This window comes from Aliivibrio thorii, from assembly GCF_057368585.1.
In genome coordinates, this window is record NZ_CM170654.1 from 498,317 (window position 1) to 516,500 (window position 18,184).

The 18,184-nt window shown below is 43.2% G+C and carries 8 protein-coding genes, 1 tRNA gene and 3 rRNA genes; 5 read left to right on the forward strand and 7 right to left on the reverse strand.

Annotated elements, in window-relative coordinates; genetic code table 11:
• Window positions 1-43: 43 nt before the first annotated feature.
• The 4 genes from shyC to mtnN all read right to left on the reverse strand — a co-directional run bounded on the left by shyC (window position 44) and on the right by mtnN (window position 3,907).
• On the reverse strand, window positions 44-1,351 hold the full coding sequence (gene shyC, locus AC2IP4_RS02190; RefSeq protein ID WP_181044627.1) for a peptidoglycan DD-endopeptidase ShyC: 1,308 nt from the start codon (window positions 1,349-1,351) through the stop codon (window positions 44-46).
• A 187-nt stretch (window positions 1,352-1,538) separates the two neighbouring features.
• Window positions 1,539-2,150, reverse strand: coding sequence for a TRIC cation channel family protein (locus tag AC2IP4_RS02195; RefSeq protein WP_105055440.1), 612 nt, complete (start codon window positions 2,148-2,150; stop codon window positions 1,539-1,541).
• Between the two features lie 43 nt (window positions 2,151-2,193).
• Window positions 2,194-3,147 carry a cobalamin biosynthesis family protein gene (locus AC2IP4_RS02200; RefSeq protein WP_375321181.1) on the reverse strand — a complete coding sequence of 318 codons (954 nt, stop codon included), beginning with the start codon at window positions 3,145-3,147 and terminating at the stop codon, window positions 2,194-2,196.
• Window positions 3,148-3,211: 64 nt separating this feature from the next.
• Window positions 3,212-3,907, reverse strand: coding sequence for a 5'-methylthioadenosine/S-adenosylhomocysteine nucleosidase (gene mtnN / locus AC2IP4_RS02205; RefSeq protein ID WP_486310516.1), 696 nt, complete (start codon window positions 3,905-3,907; stop codon window positions 3,212-3,214).
• 464 nt (window positions 3,908-4,371) lie between these two features.
• On the opposite strand from mtnN, the gene AC2IP4_RS02210 reads away from it, so the two are divergent.
• From AC2IP4_RS02210 to rrf, 4 genes are all read left to right on the forward strand, one after another.
• A 16S ribosomal RNA gene (locus AC2IP4_RS02210) occupies window positions 4,372-5,914 on the forward strand.
• A 65-nt stretch (window positions 5,915-5,979) separates the two neighbouring features.
• Window positions 5,980-6,055, forward strand: a tRNA-Glu gene (locus tag AC2IP4_RS02215).
• A gap of 403 nt (window positions 6,056-6,458) precedes the next feature.
• Window positions 6,459-9,349: ribosomal RNA gene (locus tag AC2IP4_RS02220) — 23S ribosomal RNA — on the forward strand.
• 134 nt (window positions 9,350-9,483) lie between these two features.
• Window positions 9,484-9,599 (forward strand): 5S ribosomal RNA (rrf, locus tag AC2IP4_RS02225).
• The 16S, 23S and 5S rRNA genes sit together here with 1 tRNA gene alongside, the layout of an rRNA operon.
• Before the next feature lie 485 nt (window positions 9,600-10,084).
• Here rrf and AC2IP4_RS02230 read toward each other — a convergent pair.
• The 3 genes from AC2IP4_RS02230 to gltB all read right to left on the reverse strand — a co-directional run bounded on the left by AC2IP4_RS02230 (window position 10,085) and on the right by gltB (window position 16,649).
• The gene (locus AC2IP4_RS02230; protein ID WP_486310517.1) at window positions 10,085-10,519 is read right to left on the reverse strand and encodes a DUF1499 domain-containing protein; all 435 of its coding nucleotides are present in this window, start codon (window positions 10,517-10,519) and stop codon (window positions 10,085-10,087) included.
• A 110-nt stretch (window positions 10,520-10,629) separates the two neighbouring features.
• On the reverse strand, window positions 10,630-12,102 hold the full coding sequence (locus AC2IP4_RS02235; protein ID WP_486310518.1) for a glutamate synthase subunit beta: 1,473 nt from the start codon (window positions 12,100-12,102) through the stop codon (window positions 10,630-10,632).
• A complete protein-coding gene (gltB, locus tag AC2IP4_RS02240) occupies window positions 12,102-16,649 on the reverse strand; it encodes a glutamate synthase large subunit (RefSeq protein WP_486310519.1) in 4,548 nt (1,515 codons plus the stop codon). Before gltB ends, AC2IP4_RS02235 begins: the two co-directional genes overlap by 1 nt.
• Before the next feature lie 569 nt (window positions 16,650-17,218).
• Here gltB and mnmL point away from each other — a divergent pair.
• On the forward strand, window positions 17,219-18,160 hold the full coding sequence (mnmL, locus tag AC2IP4_RS02245) for a tRNA modification radical SAM protein MnmL/YtqA (RefSeq protein ID WP_486310520.1): 942 nt from the start codon (window positions 17,219-17,221) through the stop codon (window positions 18,158-18,160).
• Window positions 18,161-18,184 lie beyond the last annotated feature (24 nt).

Here is an 18,184-nt window from a genome sequence, read left to right on the forward strand (position 1 = left end):
TATTACGATCATTAGGACAATTATTATGATGGTGATTTATTGTTTAGTGAGTGATTACTGGGTGGTTACCTACAATAAATTCGCTGTATTGTTCTAACTGCTTTAAGCGCTCTTTAGCAACGACTTCAAACTCTTTTTTATCGTTACCTGTTAACGATTTTGATTGAGGTAAAGAGACGGTTCTTGCATCTTTATGAACGCCATTTACCAAAAATTCATAATGTAAGTGGGGTCCAGTGACTCGCCCAGTTCCACCAAGCGTACCAACTGTGTCGCCTTGTTTCACTCGTTGGCCAGCTTTAACATAACGCTTAGTCATGTGTAGGTATTTAGTAATGTAAGTATTACTGTGACGAATGAATACATAGTTACCATTAAATTGGTTATAACCTGCTTTATCTACAACACCATCACCTGCGGCCCAAATAGGAGTACCGACTGGAGCTACATAATCGGTTCCTCTGTGTGCTTTTCTTTGCCCCGTTACTGGGTGTAATCGACGAGGATTAAAGTTAGAGCTAACATAACGAAAATTGATTGGTGAGCGTAAAAAAGCTTTTTTCATGGCTCGACCATTTGGTTCGTAGAAATTTCCATTTTTATCATTACGAATAGCAGTAAAAGTATCTCCACGATTGGTAAATGAGGCGGCGATGATATTACCTTTTCCGGCGTATTCGCCTTCGACATACTTTTCTTCATAAAGAACTTTAAAGTTATCGCCTTCTCGAATATCTAGTGCAAAGTCGATATCCCATCCAAAAATACCAGCCAGTTCCATAATTTGATTTGCATTTAAGCTTGCACCAATAGAAGCATTCCAAAAGTTGGAGGTAATGGTTGCTTTGGTGTAATTCAGTTGAGTTTCTATTTCTTGTTTTTCAAATAGACCAAGGTAATTATCGCCTATTTTATTAATACGGTAGGTTTCAAATTTACTGATAGGACGAATAAGCTGAATGATTTCTTGATCTTGATTAAAACCAAACTTTAATTTATCTCCAGGACGAAGACGAGTCAGCTGTGTCTCAATTTCTTTATCACTGCTAGTTAAATTATAAAGTTGGCGAGCGGTTAAGCCAACCCGACTAAATAAGACGGACGCACTTTCTCCCGGCTTAACAGTGTAGGTTTCCCAAGAAAGTTGTTTGTTTTTTTCGGTTAGTTCATGCGAAACAAGAGATTCCTGACGGATCTCTACAGGATAGCTTTGGCCAATTGATAGTTTGTAAAACCCAGAATCGGGTGCAACAGTATCGGGAATCGTGGCAATGGTTGCCGCTATACCAGCACTACAAATACCAATAAGAATGCGATGAATTACAGGAATGCGAGTTAATTTAGATAATATCATTCGATTAGGTAGTAAATATTGAATACAAATAACAACATAGAAGTGTAGCCTGTTTTGCAGTTAACTACTATGAAACGGGGTTATAGTTAAAGCTTGGTCACCTTTTTTCTCATAAAAGTTCAATAAATCGTCAAGCTTAAGGTAAGTAAATAAATAGGCAGTCGATATCCTGCCTATTTCGCTATTACTTGTTCAATGCAAATGTTGGTAATGAAAGGTGCCATCGAATTGCTGCTAATCGAATAACTAAGGTGGTGGCGACCCCCATCAGCATAGCGGTTGAACTCTGAACATTGCATTCGAGTGCTGAGGTATGAACGATACCTCCTGCAATACAAGCTGTAGCATATACCTCACTTCTTAGTACCATTGGTACTTCACGTGCAAGCACATCTCTAATTATTCCACCGCCACAACCGGTAATTACTCCCATAATTACAGCCACCATAGGATCTGCATTATATTTTAATGCTTTCTCAACGCCGATACCGACAAAGACTGCTAATCCAATAGCATCGGACACTGGCAAAACATACCAAGGGAGGCGTTTAGGTTTTCTAATGATTAACATGGTTAAAATGCAGGTAATAAAAATGACTAATAAATAGTTAGTATCAGTAATCCAGAAAACAGGGGTAGCACCAAGTGCCATATCTCGAATAGTGCCTCCACCGATAGCGGTCACACTCGCAAGTACTGTGACGCCAAAAGGGTCCATTTTTAACCGTCCTGCTAATAACACTCCCGAAATAGCAAAGATGGCGGTGCCGAACATATCAATTATATAGATTAACATCTTGTCCTCTATGACTTACTGCATGATGTTGTTGAGAGTACAGTTATAAACCATGTTTGATTATAACCATTAGAGTGCTTTGAAGGATTAGCCAGATAGCTATTCTCCAACTTAAAAAACGATGTATTTGCGCTAAATGAATAGCAGAAGGAGCTATTTTACCTCCAAGCTTTGATCTAGTGATTTTATTGCCTTGATAAATAACAGGACCGCCCATAGAAAGCTCAAATTTTTTACCAATAATGATAAGTAGCCACGCATTATTTGTATTTGCCCAACTCTTACGTTGTTGGTTGAGTGTTTGAAGTGTTATTTGGAAATGCTTTCCAATAAGGCACAGCAAACTAAAAAGTTTGAGAGGAATAAAATCAAGAAAGGTTTGTATAGTTAATGCGGGATTACCAAAAGGTCTGAATGAATCTCTTGAAGGAGACCAAGCTCTTGCTAATTCTAATGATAGGCGATAGATAAATGCACCTATTCCTCCTGCAATACCGTACCAAAATAAAACGCCGATAACCGTTCTTGCGTAGCCTAAAATTATCGTTTCTGCGCTTGCTTTGCCTAAGCCTAATATAGATAAAGGTTCAACCTCTCTATTAATCCATGGCTGTAGCGCTTCTTTGGCATCTTTCTTATTGTTCTGATTAATTGCTTGAATCGTTGCTTTACAGAGTTTTTCAACCCCTCGCCATTCTAATGAAATAAGCAATAGGCCTAAATTAAATAGAGGAAGATTCCAAGCGATTGGTTGAGCGGCAATACATACAATAAATGCAGGAATGATCATTAACGTCCAAGCTAGAAAGCCAGAAAGAAAACGTTGTTGGTAAGATCGAGCTGTATTTACTTTTGTGGCTAACAATTCAGCGAATTTTCGCCAGATAGTCATTGGGTGAGCATGTACGGGAATAGGTAGAAGTAAATGAAATAATAATGCTCCCCATAAAACCAATAGAGAGTAATCAGCAATGAGTAGAGATAATTTTTCAGACATATATGTTTACTATATAGAGGGAAAGAATTGAGCTAACTAATTTGCTAGCTCAATTACGTTGCAATTATTTTAGCAATGCGACCATTTTAGTCACCATTTCTGATGAACTTTGCGCTGCAAGAGGTAAAAACTCCTCAAAGCTCATTGGTGACTCTTTATCAGCGACATCTGAGATTGCACGAACAACAACAAATGGAACTTCAAATTGATGACAAGTTTGAGCAATTGCTGATGCTTCCATTTCAACAGCGATAACTGATGGGAAGTGAGTGCGGATAAATGCTTGACGCTCTGGAGTACATACAAAAGCATCACCAGTACAGATTAAGCCACGTACAGCGTGTTTATTTTCCATTTGTGTTAATGCTTGCTCTGCCACAGACATTAATTTCTCGTCGGCTTTGAAAGCAGCTGGTTGCTGTGCCATTTGCCCTATTTCGTAACCAAAAGCTGTTACGTCTGCATCATGGTGACGTACTTCTGTTGAAATTACGACATCACCAAGATTTAGTGATGAATCAAACCCACCAGCTGAACCTGTGTTTAGTACAAGATCTACATTATGATCTGAAATAAGTAATGTTGTACCTACTGCAGCAGCAACTTTACCAATACCAGATTGTAGCAATACAATGTCAGCGCCAGATAATGAACCTGTATGGAAAGTACATCCTGCTTTTGTTGTTGTCGTTAAGCCTTCAATCTGTTCTTTTAGAATGGCAACTTCTTGTTCCATTGCACCAATAATGCCGATTTTCATGTGTATATCTCAATAAAGTTTGAATAGGTGATAATTGTAACATAGCTATTAAAGAGTGAGGAGCTAAGAGTAATGAGGTTAATTACGTATAAAATGGTGTTTTTAGATTGATATTTGCCCGGATTGTTTAATTATTATTCGAACGATATTGTTTTTAATAAAAAGCCTTGCACTAAATTCTGAATTGCCTATACTGCGCATCCACTGACACGGAGCGAGTGATTTAAATCACAGTATGCCTTGTTAGTTTGCTCTTTAACAATTTGAAACCTATTAATCTGTGTGGGCACTTGTGAGTTGATAATCATTAGTTTGCTCTTACTTCTCGAAGTAAGACGAACAAAATAATCAATGAACTGAGTGACTACACAAAATTACTTTTATGTAACAATCAGTATTAATCATTGAGCCGGTTTTGTTTCTGCTTCTCTTTATATAGAAAAGACAGAGCAACCAAAAAACTTTAATTGAAGAGTTTGATCATGGCTCAGATTGAACGCTGGCGGCAGGCCTAACACATGCAAGTCGAGCGGTAACAGGAATTAGCTTGCTAATTCGCTGACGAGCGGCGGACGGGTGAGTAATGCCTGGGAATATGCCTTAGTGTGGGGGATAACTATTGGAAACGATAGCTAATACCGCATAATGTCTTCGGACCAAAGAGGGGGATCTTCGGACCTCTCGCGCTAAGATTAGCCCAGGTGAGATTAGCTTGTTGGTGAGGTAAGAGCTCACCAAGGCGACGATCTCTAGCTGGTCTGAGAGGATGATCAGCCACACTGGAACTGAGACACGGTCCAGACTCCTACGGGAGGCAGCAGTGGGGAATATTGCACAATGGGCGAAAGCCTGATGCAGCCATGCCGCGTGTATGAAGAAGGCCTTCGGGTTGTAAAGTACTTTCAGTCGTGAGGAAGGGTGTGTAGTTAATAGCTGCACATCTTGACGTTAGCGACAGAAGAAGCACCGGCTAACTCCGTGCCAGCAGCCGCGGTAATACGGAGGGTGCGAGCGTTAATCGGAATTACTGGGCGTAAAGCGCATGCAGGTGGTTCATTAAGTCAGATGTGAAAGCCCGGGGCTCAACCTCGGAACCGCATTTGAAACTGGTGAACTAGAGTGCTGTAGAGGGGGGTAGAATTTCAGGTGTAGCGGTGAAATGCGTAGAGATCTGAAGGAATACCAGTGGCGAAGGCGGCCCCCTGGACAGACACTGACACTCAGATGCGAAAGCGTGGGGAGCAAACAGGATTAGATACCCTGGTAGTCCACGCCGTAAACGATGTCTACTTGGAGGTTGTGGCCTTGAGCCGTGGCTTTCGGAGCTAACGCGTTAAGTAGACCGCCTGGGGAGTACGGTCGCAAGATTAAAACTCAAATGAATTGACGGGGGCCCGCACAAGCGGTGGAGCATGTGGTTTAATTCGATGCAACGCGAAGAACCTTACCTACTCTTGACATCCAGAGAATTCGCTAGAGATAGCTTAGTGCCTTCGGGAGCTCTGAGACAGGTGCTGCATGGCTGTCGTCAGCTCGTGTTGTGAAATGTTGGGTTAAGTCCCGCAACGAGCGCAACCCTTATCCTTGTTTGCCAGCACGTAATGGTGGGAACTCCAGGGAGACTGCCGGTGATAAACCGGAGGAAGGTGGGGACGACGTCAAGTCATCATGGCCCTTACGAGTAGGGCTACACACGTGCTACAATGGCGCATACAGAGGGCTGCAAGCTAGCGATAGTGAGCGAATCCCAAAAAGTGCGTCGTAGTCCGGATCGGAGTCTGCAACTCGACTCCGTGAAGTCGGAATCGCTAGTAATCGTGAATCAGAATGTCACGGTGAATACGTTCCCGGGCCTTGTACACACCGCCCGTCACACCATGGGAGTGGGCTGCAAAAGAAGTGGGTAGTTTAACCTTCGGGAGGACGCTCACCACTTTGTGGTTCATGACTGGGGTGAAGTCGTAACAAGGTAGCCCTAGGGGAACCTGGGGCTGGATCACCTCCTTAAACGATAGATTACGATTTATGAGTGTTCACACAGATTAATATGGTTTTAATTTAGAGTATCCAGTGTCCCGTTCGTCTAGAGGCCTAGGACACCGCCCTTTCACGGCGGTAACAGGGGTTCGACTCCCCTACGGGATACCATCTTTAAGTATTCTCTCTTTGAGAGTCTTTAAAAATGGTTACACGCATAAGCGTGAAATCGCTCTTTAACAATTTGGAAAGCTGACTGATTTAGCTTAATTTATTTTTACTTTTCAAAAAGTAAAACAAAACAGCTCAGGCTGTAATTAAGTTAAATCAAAATTTAAAAGTTCTTAATATCTTTTGTTTATCTTAGATAAACAAATTAAAAACACATTCAAGTGTTCTTGGTATTATTTTGTTTCTACTTTTTAAAGTGGAGATAAAGAGCGAATCCGGCGAAAATCAAAACTCTCTATCTTCTATACAGAGACAGAAAGAGTTTAAACCTTGGTTGCTGCTTTTGTCTTCACTTTTGAAAAGTGAAAGCAAACGGTCCATACGAAACCTCTTGGGGTTGTATGGTTAAGTGACTAAGCGTACACGGTGGATGCCTTGGCAGTCAGAGGCGATGAAAGACGTATTAACTTGCGATAAGCGTAGATTAGGTAGTAAAAACCATTTGAGTCTACGATTTCTGAATGGGGAAACCCACTAGCATAAGCTAGTATCACTACATGAATACATAGTGTAGTGAGGCAAACCGGGAGAACTGAAACATCTAAGTACCCCGAGGAAGAGAAATCAACCGAGATCCCGAAAGTAGCGGCGAGCGAAATTGGGTTAGCCCTTAAGCTTTTAATGAGACAGGTGAAGCCTCTGGAAAGTGGCGCGATACAGGGTGATAGCCCCGTAACCGACATCTCATCATCAGTGAAAACGAGTAAGGCGGGACACGTGATATCCTGTCTGAATATGGGGGGACCATCCTCCAAGGCTAAATACTACTGACTGACCGATAGTGAACCAGTACCGTGAGGGAAAGGCGAAAAGAACCCCTGTGAGGGGAGTGAAATAGAACCTGAAACCGTGTACGTACAAGCAGTAGGAGCACCTTCGTGGTGTGACTGCGTACCTTTTGTATAATGGGTCAGCGACTTATATTCAGTGGCAAGGTTAACCGTTTAGGGGAGCCGTAGGGAAACCGAGTCTTAACTGGGCGTTCAGTCTCTGGATATAGACCCGAAACCAGGTGATCTAGCCATGGGCAGGTTGAAGATTGAGTAACATCAATTGGAGGACCGAACCGACTAATGTTGAAAAATTAGCGGATGACTTGTGGCTAGGGGTGAAAGGCCAATCAAACCTGGAGATAGCTGGTTCTCCCCGAAATCTATTTAGGTAGAGCCTCGGACGAATACTACTGGGGGTAGAGCACTGTTAAGGCTAGGGGGTCATCCCGACTTACCAACCCTTTGCAAACTCCGAATACCAGTAAGTACTATCCGGGAGACACACGGCGGGTGCTAACGTCCGTCGTGGAGAGGGAAACAACCCAGACCGCCAGCTAAGGTCCCAAAGTTATAGTTAAGTGGGAAACGATGTGGGAAGGCTCAGACAGCCAGGATGTTGGCTTAGAAGCAGCCATCATTTAAAGAAAGCGTAATAGCTCACTGGTCGAGTCGGCCTGCGCGGAAGATGTAACGGGGCTAAACTATACACCGAAGCTGCGGCAATACAGTTTACTGTATTGGGTAGGGGAGCGTTCTGTAAGCGGTTGAAGGTGCGTTGTAAAGCGTGCTGGACGTATCAGAAGTGCGAATGCTGACATGAGTAACGATAAAGCGGGTGAAAAACCCGCTCGCCGGAAGACCAAGGGTTCCTGTCCAACGTTAATCGGGGCAGGGTAAGTCGACCCCTAAGGCGAGGCCGAAAGGCGTAGTCGATGGGAAACGGGTTAATATTCCCGTACTTCTTACAATTGCGATGGGGGGACGGAGAAGGCTAGGTGGGCTTGGCGACGGTCGTCCAAGTTCAAGTGTGTAGGCTGTATTCTTAGGCAAATCCGGGAATACACTAGGCTGAGACACGATGTCGAGCTACTACGGTAGTGAAGCCATTGATGCCATGCTTCCAGGAAAAGCCTCTAAGCTTCAGATTGTAAGGAATCGTACCCCAAACCGACACAGGTGGTCGAGTAGAGAATACTAAGGCGCTTGAGAGAACTCGGGTGAAGGAACTAGGCAAAATGGTACCGTAACTTCGGGAGAAGGTACGCTCCTAGCGGTGATGAGACTTGCTCTCTAAGCTGCCGGGAGTCGCAGATACCAGGTGGCTGCAACTGTTTATTAAAAACATAGCACTGTGCTAAATCGTAAGATGACGTATACGGTGTGACGCCTGCCCGGTGCTTGAAGGTTAATTGATGGGGTTAGACTTCGGTCGAAGCTCTTGATCGAAGCCCAAGTAAACGGCGGCCGTAACTATAACGGTCCTAAGGTAGCGAAATTCCTTGTCGGGTAAGTTCCGACCTGCACGAATGGCGTAATGATGGCCACGCTGTCTCCACCCGAGACTCAGTGAAATTGAAATCGCTGTGAAGATGCAGTGTACCCGCGGCTAGACGGAAAGACCCCGTGAACCTTTACTACAGCTTGGCACTGAACATTGACCCTACATGTGTAGGATAGGTGGGAGCCTTTGAAACCAGTACGCTAGTATTGGTGGAGGCAATCTTGAAATACCACCCTTGTATGCTTGATGTTCTAACGTTGGCCCCTTATCGGGGTTGCGGACAGTGCCTGGTGGGTAGTTTGACTGGGGCGGTCTCCTCCCAAAGAGTAACGGAGGAGCACGAAGGTGGGCTAATCACGGTTGGACATCGTGAGGTTAGTGCAATGGCATAAGCCCGCTTGACTGCGAGAATGACAATTCGAGCAGGTGCGAAAGCAGGTCATAGTGATCCGGTGGTTCTGAATGGAAGGGCCATCGCTCAACGGATAAAAGGTACTCCGGGGATAACAGGCTGATACCGCCCAAGAGTTCATATCGACGGCGGTGTTTGGCACCTCGATGTCGGCTCATCACATCCTGGGGCTGAAGTCGGTCCCAAGGGTATGGCTGTTCGCCATTTAAAGTGGTACGCGAGCTGGGTTTAGAACGTCGTGAGACAGTTCGGTCCCTATCTGCCGTGGGCGTTGGATGATTGAAGGGGGCTGCTCCTAGTACGAGAGGACCGGAGTGGACGAACCTCTGGTGTTCGGGTTGTCACGCCAGTGGCATTGCCCGGTAGCTAAGTTCGGGATCGATAAACGCTGAAAGCATCTAAGCGTGAAGCGAGCCCTGAGATGAGTCATCCCTGATACTTTACGTATCCTAAAGGGTTGTTGGAGACTACGACGTAGATAGGTCAGGTGTGTAAGTGCTGCGAGGCATTGAGCTAACTGATACTAATTGCCCGTGAGGCTTAACCATACAACACCCAAGGGGTTTTAACGGATTCGTTAACCAAGAACCATATTGAATGTGATTAAGAACAGCTCTTTATATAGAAAAACAGCTTTCCAGATTATTATTTATCTCTTATTGAGGTAGATAGAAAGAATTTGCTTGGCGACCATAGCGTTATGGACCCACCTGATCCCATGCCGAACTCAGAAGTGAAACGTAATAGCGCCGATGGTAGTGTGGGGTTTCCCCATGTGAGAGTAGGACATCGCCAGGCTCCTATTTATTTTTACTTTTTGATAAAAAGTAAAATCAAAAATAGCAATATGCTGAATAGACACTGCGGAGTGGTAGTTCAGTTGGTTAGGCTTTTTATTGGAGAGCTTAGCGGCCAGTCACGCCGGGGGCGTGTTGCTCTCAAGGTTAATAGAAAGTCCCGTCCACTCCGCCACTATACTAAGAAGCCCTAATCGAAAGATTAGGGCTTTTTTACGTCTGTATAAAAGTAAAATGATGCAGAATAGACGCAGTGAAGTGGTAGTTCAGTTGGTTAGACTTTCTATTGGAGATCTTAGCGGCCAGTCACGCCGAGGGACGTGTCGCTTTCAAGGTTGATAGAAAGTCCCGTCCACTCCGCCACTATACTAAGAAGCCCTAATCGAAAGATTAGGGCTTTTTTACGTCTGTATAAAAGTAAAGTGATGCAAAATAGACACAGTGAAGTGGCACTTCAGTTGGTTAGACTTTCTATTGGAGAGCTTATTATTTAGAAATTATGTTTTGCTCTAGTAGCATCGTTCTTAATTGTTCTACGCGTTTTCTATTTACACCAAAGTCAGAGTGTCCAGTACGAGACTCAGAGCGAACAATAAGGTTACTGCCTTCTATTCTAAGCTCTAAGTCATCAACAAAGCGAAAGACCGTACTTGTTGATTCTATTCTGACGTAGTTTTCGCTCATCACTGCAATCTTTGCACCTTTGAGCTGCTCTGCTATTTGAGCGATAGACTCTATTGTTGCGTTGGGACTGTTTAGAGTAAAAGGTGCAGCGCTGAAATCAGCTCTAGTTTCTAATGTTGAGATGCAGTTTGGTTTATCAGCACACATCATTTTTGACTTATCAGGCATACTATCGACTCCTTTACTGCAGGCGGTAAGTGTTAGCAATATTGAAAATATGGTGAGTATTTTTATCATAGGTAAGTTCATTATTTTGAATAGGCGTTGTCAGTATAGAATAAAAAAGGCCAACATCGAAATGTTGGCCAAAGGTTTGGAAGGAAACCTGAATTAATCTATTTTAAAAACTATGATGCAGATAGCATTAGTGAATCCGCTTTTGCTTCTAGGTTCGAGTTACCCATTAGGTAAGCATCGACTTCTCTAGAACATTCACGGCCTTCATTAATACAACGAACAATCAGAGATTGACCTGTACGCATATCACCCGCGGCAAAAACACCTTTTTGATTGGTTGCATAGCCATCTGTTGCTACGTTACCACGGTCATCCAGTTTAATATCTAGTTGAGCTAATACACCTGTAGGCTCAGGATGTAAGAAGCCCATCGCTAAGAATGCTTGATCACAAGGGATCACTCGCTCACTACCAGCGATTTCATCAAATCCTGGACGTTCACCTGGTTTCGTGTCTTGCCAAACGATATCAGCAATACGAAGACCAGTTACATTACCAGCATCATCAGAGATAAACTCTTTGGTTAGGATATTCCAATGACGCTCACAGCCTTCTTCGTGAGAAGTGGTTGTTTTCATGATCATTGGATATTGAGGCCAAGGCATATTTGCAGGGCGTTTCTCTGGTGGGAGCGGCATGATCTCAACCTGAGTAATACTTGCTGCGCCATGACGATTCGATGTACCTACACAGTCAGAACCTGTATCGCCACCACCAATAACAACAACATGCTTACCTTTAGCGTGGATCTCTTTAGTTTTAAGATCCATATTATTAGCACGGCGATTGTTTTGACCTAGGAACTCCATCGCAAAGTGAACGCCATTGAGTTCACGACCTGGAATTGGTAGATCTCGTGGAACAGTAGAACCACCAGTGAGTAGAACGACATCGAAGTCTTGGCGTAATTGCAGGGCGTTAATACCGACACCAATATGCGCATTTACTTCAAACTTGATACCGGCATCAGCCATTAAGTTGATTTTACGATCAATGATATCCATACCTAACTTGAAATCAGGGATACCAAAGCGCAGTAGACCACCAACTTTTTCATCGCGTTCATAGACAGTGACAGAGTGACCAGCACTGTTTAATTGTTCAGCCGCGGCTAAACCAGCAGGACCTGAACCGATAATAGCAACCGTTTTTCCTGTGCGAGAACGAGGTTTTTTAGGTTGCGCGTACCCTTCACGGTACGCGGTTTCTACAATCGTTTTTTCGATATTACAGATAGTGATTGGGTCTTGATTGATACCAAGAACACAAGCACTTTCACAAGGAGCAGGGCACACTCGACCGGTGAATTCAGGGAAGTTATTGGTTGAACTTAAGATCTTCCATGCTTCTTCCCAGCTATCACGGTATACCGCATCATTAAACTCAGGAATGATGTTACCGATAGGGCAACCGTTGTGACAAAAGGGAACGCCACAATCCATACAACGAGAGGCTTGTGTGCCAATCTTATCGCCAAATTCTTCGTTTAAAACAAATTCTTTATTGTCTTGAATTCGAACCGTTGGGTCGAGTTTCTTTGGTAGCTCACGACCATGTTCTAAAAATCCAGTAGGCTTACCCATTATACTGCCTCCACTTCTTCCGTTTGTGCCTGTTGTGCTTCAGCTTTACGCTTTTGAAGAACCGCTTTGTAGTCACGCGGCATCACTTTAGCCAGAGAGGCTAAGTTTGCTTCAAAGTTATCTAAGAAAGACTGAGCAACTTCACTTCCTGTGAATTCAACATGCTTAGTTAGCATTTCTAATAGAAGATCTTTATCTTCTTGTTCGATAGGGTCTAGGTCAACAAGTTCAGGGTTTAGTTTGCTTTCGAAATCACCAGACTTATCCCAAACATAGGCAACACCACCGCTCATACCTGCCGCAAAGTTACGACCCGTTGAGCCAAGGATAACGGCAACACCACCAGTCATGTATTCACAACCGTGATCACCAACCCCTTCTACAACGACTTTTGCACCTGAGTTACGTACACAGAAGCGCTCACCAGCCATACCACGAATATACGACTCACCAGAAGTTGCGCCGTAGAAACAGACATTACCGACAATAATGTTATCTTCAGCGACAATCGTTGATTTTTCGTTTGGATAAAGCACTAGCGTACCGCCAGATAAACCTTTACCCCAATAGTCATTCGCATCGCCTTCGACTTCAAATTTCACGCCTTTTGTAAGGAATGCACCTAAACTTTGACCAGCAGAGCCATTGAACTTCACGTTCATTGGTTGTGGTAAGCCTTGGTCTTTATACACTTTTGATATCTCATTCGACAGCATAGTACCTACACTTCGGTCGGTATTTAGGATATCGAATTCAGCAGTAACGGCTTCACCTTTTTCAAGTGCAGGAGTAGCGACTTGAATAAGTTTACGATCCAATACGTCTTCTAGATTATGCTGCTGTTTAATTTGGTTATAGATACCATCTTCAGCACGAGGTTGTTCAACGTGTAGTACTGGTGATAAGTCTAAGTTTTTGTATTTCCAGTGGCCGATATCATCACGAACTTTCAGTTTATGAGATTGACCAACCATTTCATCAATAGAGCGGAAACCAAGTTCTGCCATTACTTCACGTAGACCTTCAGCCATGTACTGGAAGAAAGTAACCACGTCTTCTACGCGACCGTCAAAGCGCTCACGAAGTGTTTTGTTTTGTGTTGCGATACCAACAGGACAAGTATTCTTATGACATTTACGCATCATGATACAGCCTTCAACTACAAGAGCTGCTGTTGCAACGCCCCATTCTTCAGCACCAAGAAGTGTTGCTACTGCAAGATCTCGAGGTGTTTTCATTTGGCCATCAGACTGAACAACGATACGGTTACGTAACCCATTTTTTAGTAGTGTTTGGTGTGTCTCTGCCAGACCTAGTTCCCACGGAAGACCAGTATGACGGATAGAAGACATTGGAGATGCACCTGTACCACCATCGAAACCGGCGATAAGAACGACGTCTGCTTTTGCTTTCGCTACACCAGAGGCGATAGTACCAACACCCGCTTCAGATACTAACTTAACGTTAACGCGGCCTTTACGGTTGGCGTTTTTCAGATCGTAAATAAGCTGTGCTAAATCTTCGATTGAATAAATATCATGATGTGGTGGTGGTGAAATCAGACCAACTCCAGGAGTTGAGTGACGTGTTGCACCGATCCAATCATCGACTTTATCACCCGGTAGCTGACCACCTTCGCCAGGTTTCGCACCTTGAGCCATCTTGATTTGTAGCTCATCAGCGTTAGTTAGGTAGTAAGATGTCACACCAAAACGACCAGAAGCCACTTGTTTGATTGCTGAACGTTCCCAGTCACCATTGTCTTTTTTCTCAAAACGAATCGGGTCTTCACCACCTTCACCTGAGTTAGATTTAGCGCCGATACGGTTCATAGCAACAGCAAGTGTTGAGTGAGCTTCGTGTGAGATAGAACCAAACGACATTGCACCAGTAGCAAAACGTTTTAGGATTTTCTCAATAGGCTCTACTTCTTCTAAAGGAATCGATCCTGCTGGATTTTTGATGAAATCTAATTGGCTACGCAGTGTTGCTGCATCATCACCTTGGTCATCAACCGCTTTCGCGTATTTCTTAAATTGACCGTAATCTTTATTACGAGTTGACTCTTGAAGTAGAGAAATAGTTTCAGGGTTAAACAGGTGCTTCTCACCACGTTGTTTCCACTGATATACACCACCCACATCAAGTACTTGAACTGGGATTTCACGAGTTGGATAGCCAACACGGTGACGGATTAACACTTCTTTTGCGATATCATCAATCGTTAGACCTTGGATACGAGAAACGGTCCCTGTGAAGTACTTATCAACCACTGATTTACTGATACCAAGTGCTTCAAAGATTTGAGCGCCATGGTATGACTGTAGTGTTGAAATGCCCATCTTAGAGAAAATCTTAAGTAGGCCGCCGTTAACCCCTTTACGGTAGTTATCAAATAACTCTTTTGGATGTACCGTCGGATCTAGCTTTTTAACACGTTGAAGTTCAACAATAGTTTCAATCACTAGGTATGGGTTAACCGCATTTGCGCCATAGCCCACCAAGGTTGCAAAGTGATGAGTTTCACGAGCATCGCCCGTTTCAATCACGATGTCACACTTAGCACGTAACCCTTTACGGATTAGGTGATGATGAACCGCACCAACCGCAAGCATTGCAGGGATAGCAGCGTGGTTTGAGTTTACAGCGCGGTCTGTTAGTAGAATGATAGAGTAACCATCAACGACGGCATCTTCAGCATACTGACAGATACGTTTAAGTGCACGCTCAAGCTTTCCTGAATCTTCATTGGCTTGGAAAACGATATCCAGTGTTTTTGCTTGTAGATGTTCGTTATCAATAGCACGCAGTTTTTCTAGCTCAGAGTTAGAAAGAACCGGTGATTCAAGTTCGACTTTCTGACAGTGCTCAGGCGTTTCAGCAAGTAAGTTTTGGTCTTTACCTAAGTAGGTGTTTAGCGACATAACCATACGCTCACGGATCGGGTCGATCGGTGGGTTAGTTACTTGGGCAAACAACTGCTTAAAATAGTTAGATAAATGCTGAGATTGATGAGAAAGAATCGCTAGTGGCCAATCGGCACCCATTGCAGTTAATGGCTCATAAGCCGTTTTTGCTAATGGTAGGATGATCTCATTCACTTCTTCAGAGGTAACACCAAACGCTTGTTGACGATTGAGTAGGCGAGCTGGAGAAGGTTGACTGTATTGGTTGGTTGCTTCAGGTAGCTTATTTAAGCTTAATAGGTTCTCTTCAACCCATTTTTCATAAGGTTGTGATTTCGCAATACCATCTTTTACTTCTTCATCAGAAATAATACGGCCTTGTTCTAAATCAGCAACAAAGATACGTCCTGGTTGTAGACGACCACGGAACTCAATGTTTTCTGGTGCTATTTTTACAACGCCAGATTCTGATGCCATCACCAGGAAGTCATCTTTTGTCACGGTATAACGAGAAGGACGAAGACCATTACGGTCAAGTGTTGCACCTACTTGAACACCATCAGTGAAACAAACAGACGCTGGGCCATCCCAAGGTTCCATTACGTTCGCGTGGTATTGATAGAACGCGCGACGGGTAGGGTCCATGTTTTTATTTTCTTGCCACGCTTCAGGGATCATCATCATTAATGCGTGTGGCAAGCTACGGCCAGACAGAACAAGCAGTTCTAGCGCCATATCAAAGTTCGATGAATCTGAGCTGCCTTCCTGACAAATCGGAAGTAGCATATCCATTTCTTGTTGGCTAAATAGATCAGATTCTATAATAGCTTCACGGGCTTTCATCCAGTTCAAGTTGCCACGAACTGTGTTGATCTCACCATTATGGGCAATGTAACGGAATGGTTGAGCTAGACGCCAGCGAGGGAAAGTATTAGTAGAGAAACGAGAGTGAACCAGCGCTAATGCCGTCACCATCGTTGGATTTTGTAAGTCTAGGAAGTACTGTGGAACTTGCTCAGTCGTTAATTGACCTTTATAAACAAGTGTTTTGTATGATAGAGAGTTGATGTAGAAATCATCACCAATATTAGAAATACTTTCCAAACAGACTCGAACGGTGTAGTTACGTAGAACATACAATTTACGTTCAAGCTCTTCTGGGGTAATTGATGGGCCACCAGAAATAAATACATGCTCAAATTGAGGCTCTGTACTTAGGGGATCGTCACCTAGCATTGAATTATCGACAGGAAGAACGCGATAACCAATGATTTCTAAATCAAGACGTTGAGCATTACGCTCTAAAATATCTCTACATTGTTGACGTTTATGCTCATCTTTAGGGAATAACACAACACCAACACCGTATTTCTCAAAAGATGGCAGTTTAATACCAAGTTTTACGGCTTCTTCTAATAAAAACTCATGAGGCTTCTGTAAAAGAATACCCGCGCCGTCACCACTGCATGGATCACAGCCTTGACCACCACGGTGTTCCATACGAGCAAGCATATCAAGTGCTTGAGTAACCACATCATGAGATTTACGGTTTTTGAGGTGAGCGACAAAACCGATACCACACGCATCATGCTCCAACTCGGGAGTATACATGCCTTGTGTATTCTGCTCTCTATCTACCATAGATACATCCTTCCAGTATTATGCAGACACAACTTCTCTACGTAAGTTTCTGTCTAGTCCTTTGCTAAATTTTAATCGAACTTGCTGTGAGTTAGTCTCAAGAGGTAGCAAGTTTGAATCCATTCTGGTGCTTGCTGGCATCACTTAATATGACGTGCAAACGAACCCAATCCATTGTGATATCTATCAAATACATTTTTATCCGTTGTATTTGTTGTCTGAGGGTAGATATCACTATCGAAACACCACAACATTCGTGTTGATGGCAAATTAAACTATTTTACGATGTAACTATCCTACATTTTTGTCATATTAAATACCAACGAAAGTTGCACGTAATTTTCACTTTTTTTACTCAAAGTGAATAAGTATTTATAATAATTCGGCTTTTTTCGCGTTTAATTGCCAGTTTATGCGTCTTTTATTGATATAAATTACAATTGCGAGTGACTGTTTTCGCTATTATTTACGGTCTTTTTTTACAAACGAGTTAGCAACTTTCACAAATAGAATTGAGACCTCTTTTTATTTGTGAACTAAGTGCTTGATTTATTTAATTGGTTATCGCGATGCAACTTCATGAACTAGCAAATACATTTGGACAGGATTTACAGCGCCGTTATGGCGAAAAAGTACATAAACTTACTCTTCATGGTGGTTTTAGTTGTCCAAACAGGGATGGAACGATAGGAAAGGGGGGATGTACCTTTTGTAACGTGGCTTCATTTTCTGATGAGCAAGAACAGTTTAAATCGATTCATGACCAGTTGGTAGACAGAGCTGGAGAAGTGCAACGCGCTAAAAAGTATCTTGCCTATTTTCAAGCTTATACAAATACGTTTGCCGAAGTTCAAGTACTTAAAAATATGTATGAAGAAGCGCTTAAATCAGCAAATATTGTTGGATTATGCGTTGGAACTCGCCCTGATTGCGTACCAGATGCAGTATTAGATTTATTAAAGGGCTATGTTGATGATGGTTATGAAGTTTGGCTAGAGCTTGGGTTGCAAACGGGCAATGATAAAACCTTAAAACGTATTAATCGAGGTCATGACTTTGCCTGTTATGATGAGATTACTCGTAAGGCGAGATCGCTTGGAATTAAAGTGTGTACTCATTTAATTATTGGTTTGCCGGGAGATACTCAAGATGACTACCGAGTGACATTAGCAAAGGTACTTGAAACGGGGACCGATGGATTAAAGCTGCATCCTTTGCATATCGTAGAGGGAAGCACCATGGCAAAAGCATGGCGAGCAGGAAAAATTGAAGCACCAGAAATGGATGATTATGTTGATATAGCTTGTGAGTTAATCCGATTAACGCCACCAGAGATTGTGTATCATCGAGTGTCAGCAACAGCAAGACGACCTACTTTACTTTCGCCATTATGGTGTGAGCCTCGCTGGTTAGGGTTAACTAACGTAGGTATGGCCCTTAATAAAAAAGGGGCACAAGGCTCCCTGATTGATCAACCTTTCAAATATACCCAACCAATATTGAAAAAATAACTCAAATCGACATAACCCTGATAT

Coding starts and splice junctions, on each gene's coding strand:
- AC2IP4_RS02195 (WP_105055440.1), bottom strand. CDS start 2,150: ATGTTAATCTATATAATTGATATGTTCGGCACCGCCATCTTTGCTATT.
- AC2IP4_RS02200 (WP_375321181.1), bottom strand. CDS start 3,147: ATGTCTGAAAAATTATCTCTACTCATTGCTGATTACTCTCTATTGGTT.
- mtnN (WP_486310516.1), bottom strand. CDS start 3,907: ATGAAAATCGGCATTATTGGTGCAATGGAACAAGAAGTTGCCATTCTA.
- AC2IP4_RS02230 (WP_486310517.1), bottom strand. CDS start 10,519: ATGATAAAAATACTCACCATATTTTCAATATTGCTAACACTTACCGCC.
- AC2IP4_RS02235 (WP_486310518.1), bottom strand. CDS start 12,102: ATGGGTAAGCCTACTGGATTTTTAGAACATGGTCGTGAGCTACCAAAG.
- gltB (WP_486310519.1), bottom strand. CDS start 16,649: ATGGTAGATAGAGAGCAGAATACACAAGGCATGTATACTCCCGAGTTG.
- mnmL (WP_486310520.1), top strand. CDS start 17,219: ATGCAACTTCATGAACTAGCAAATACATTTGGACAGGATTTACAGCGC.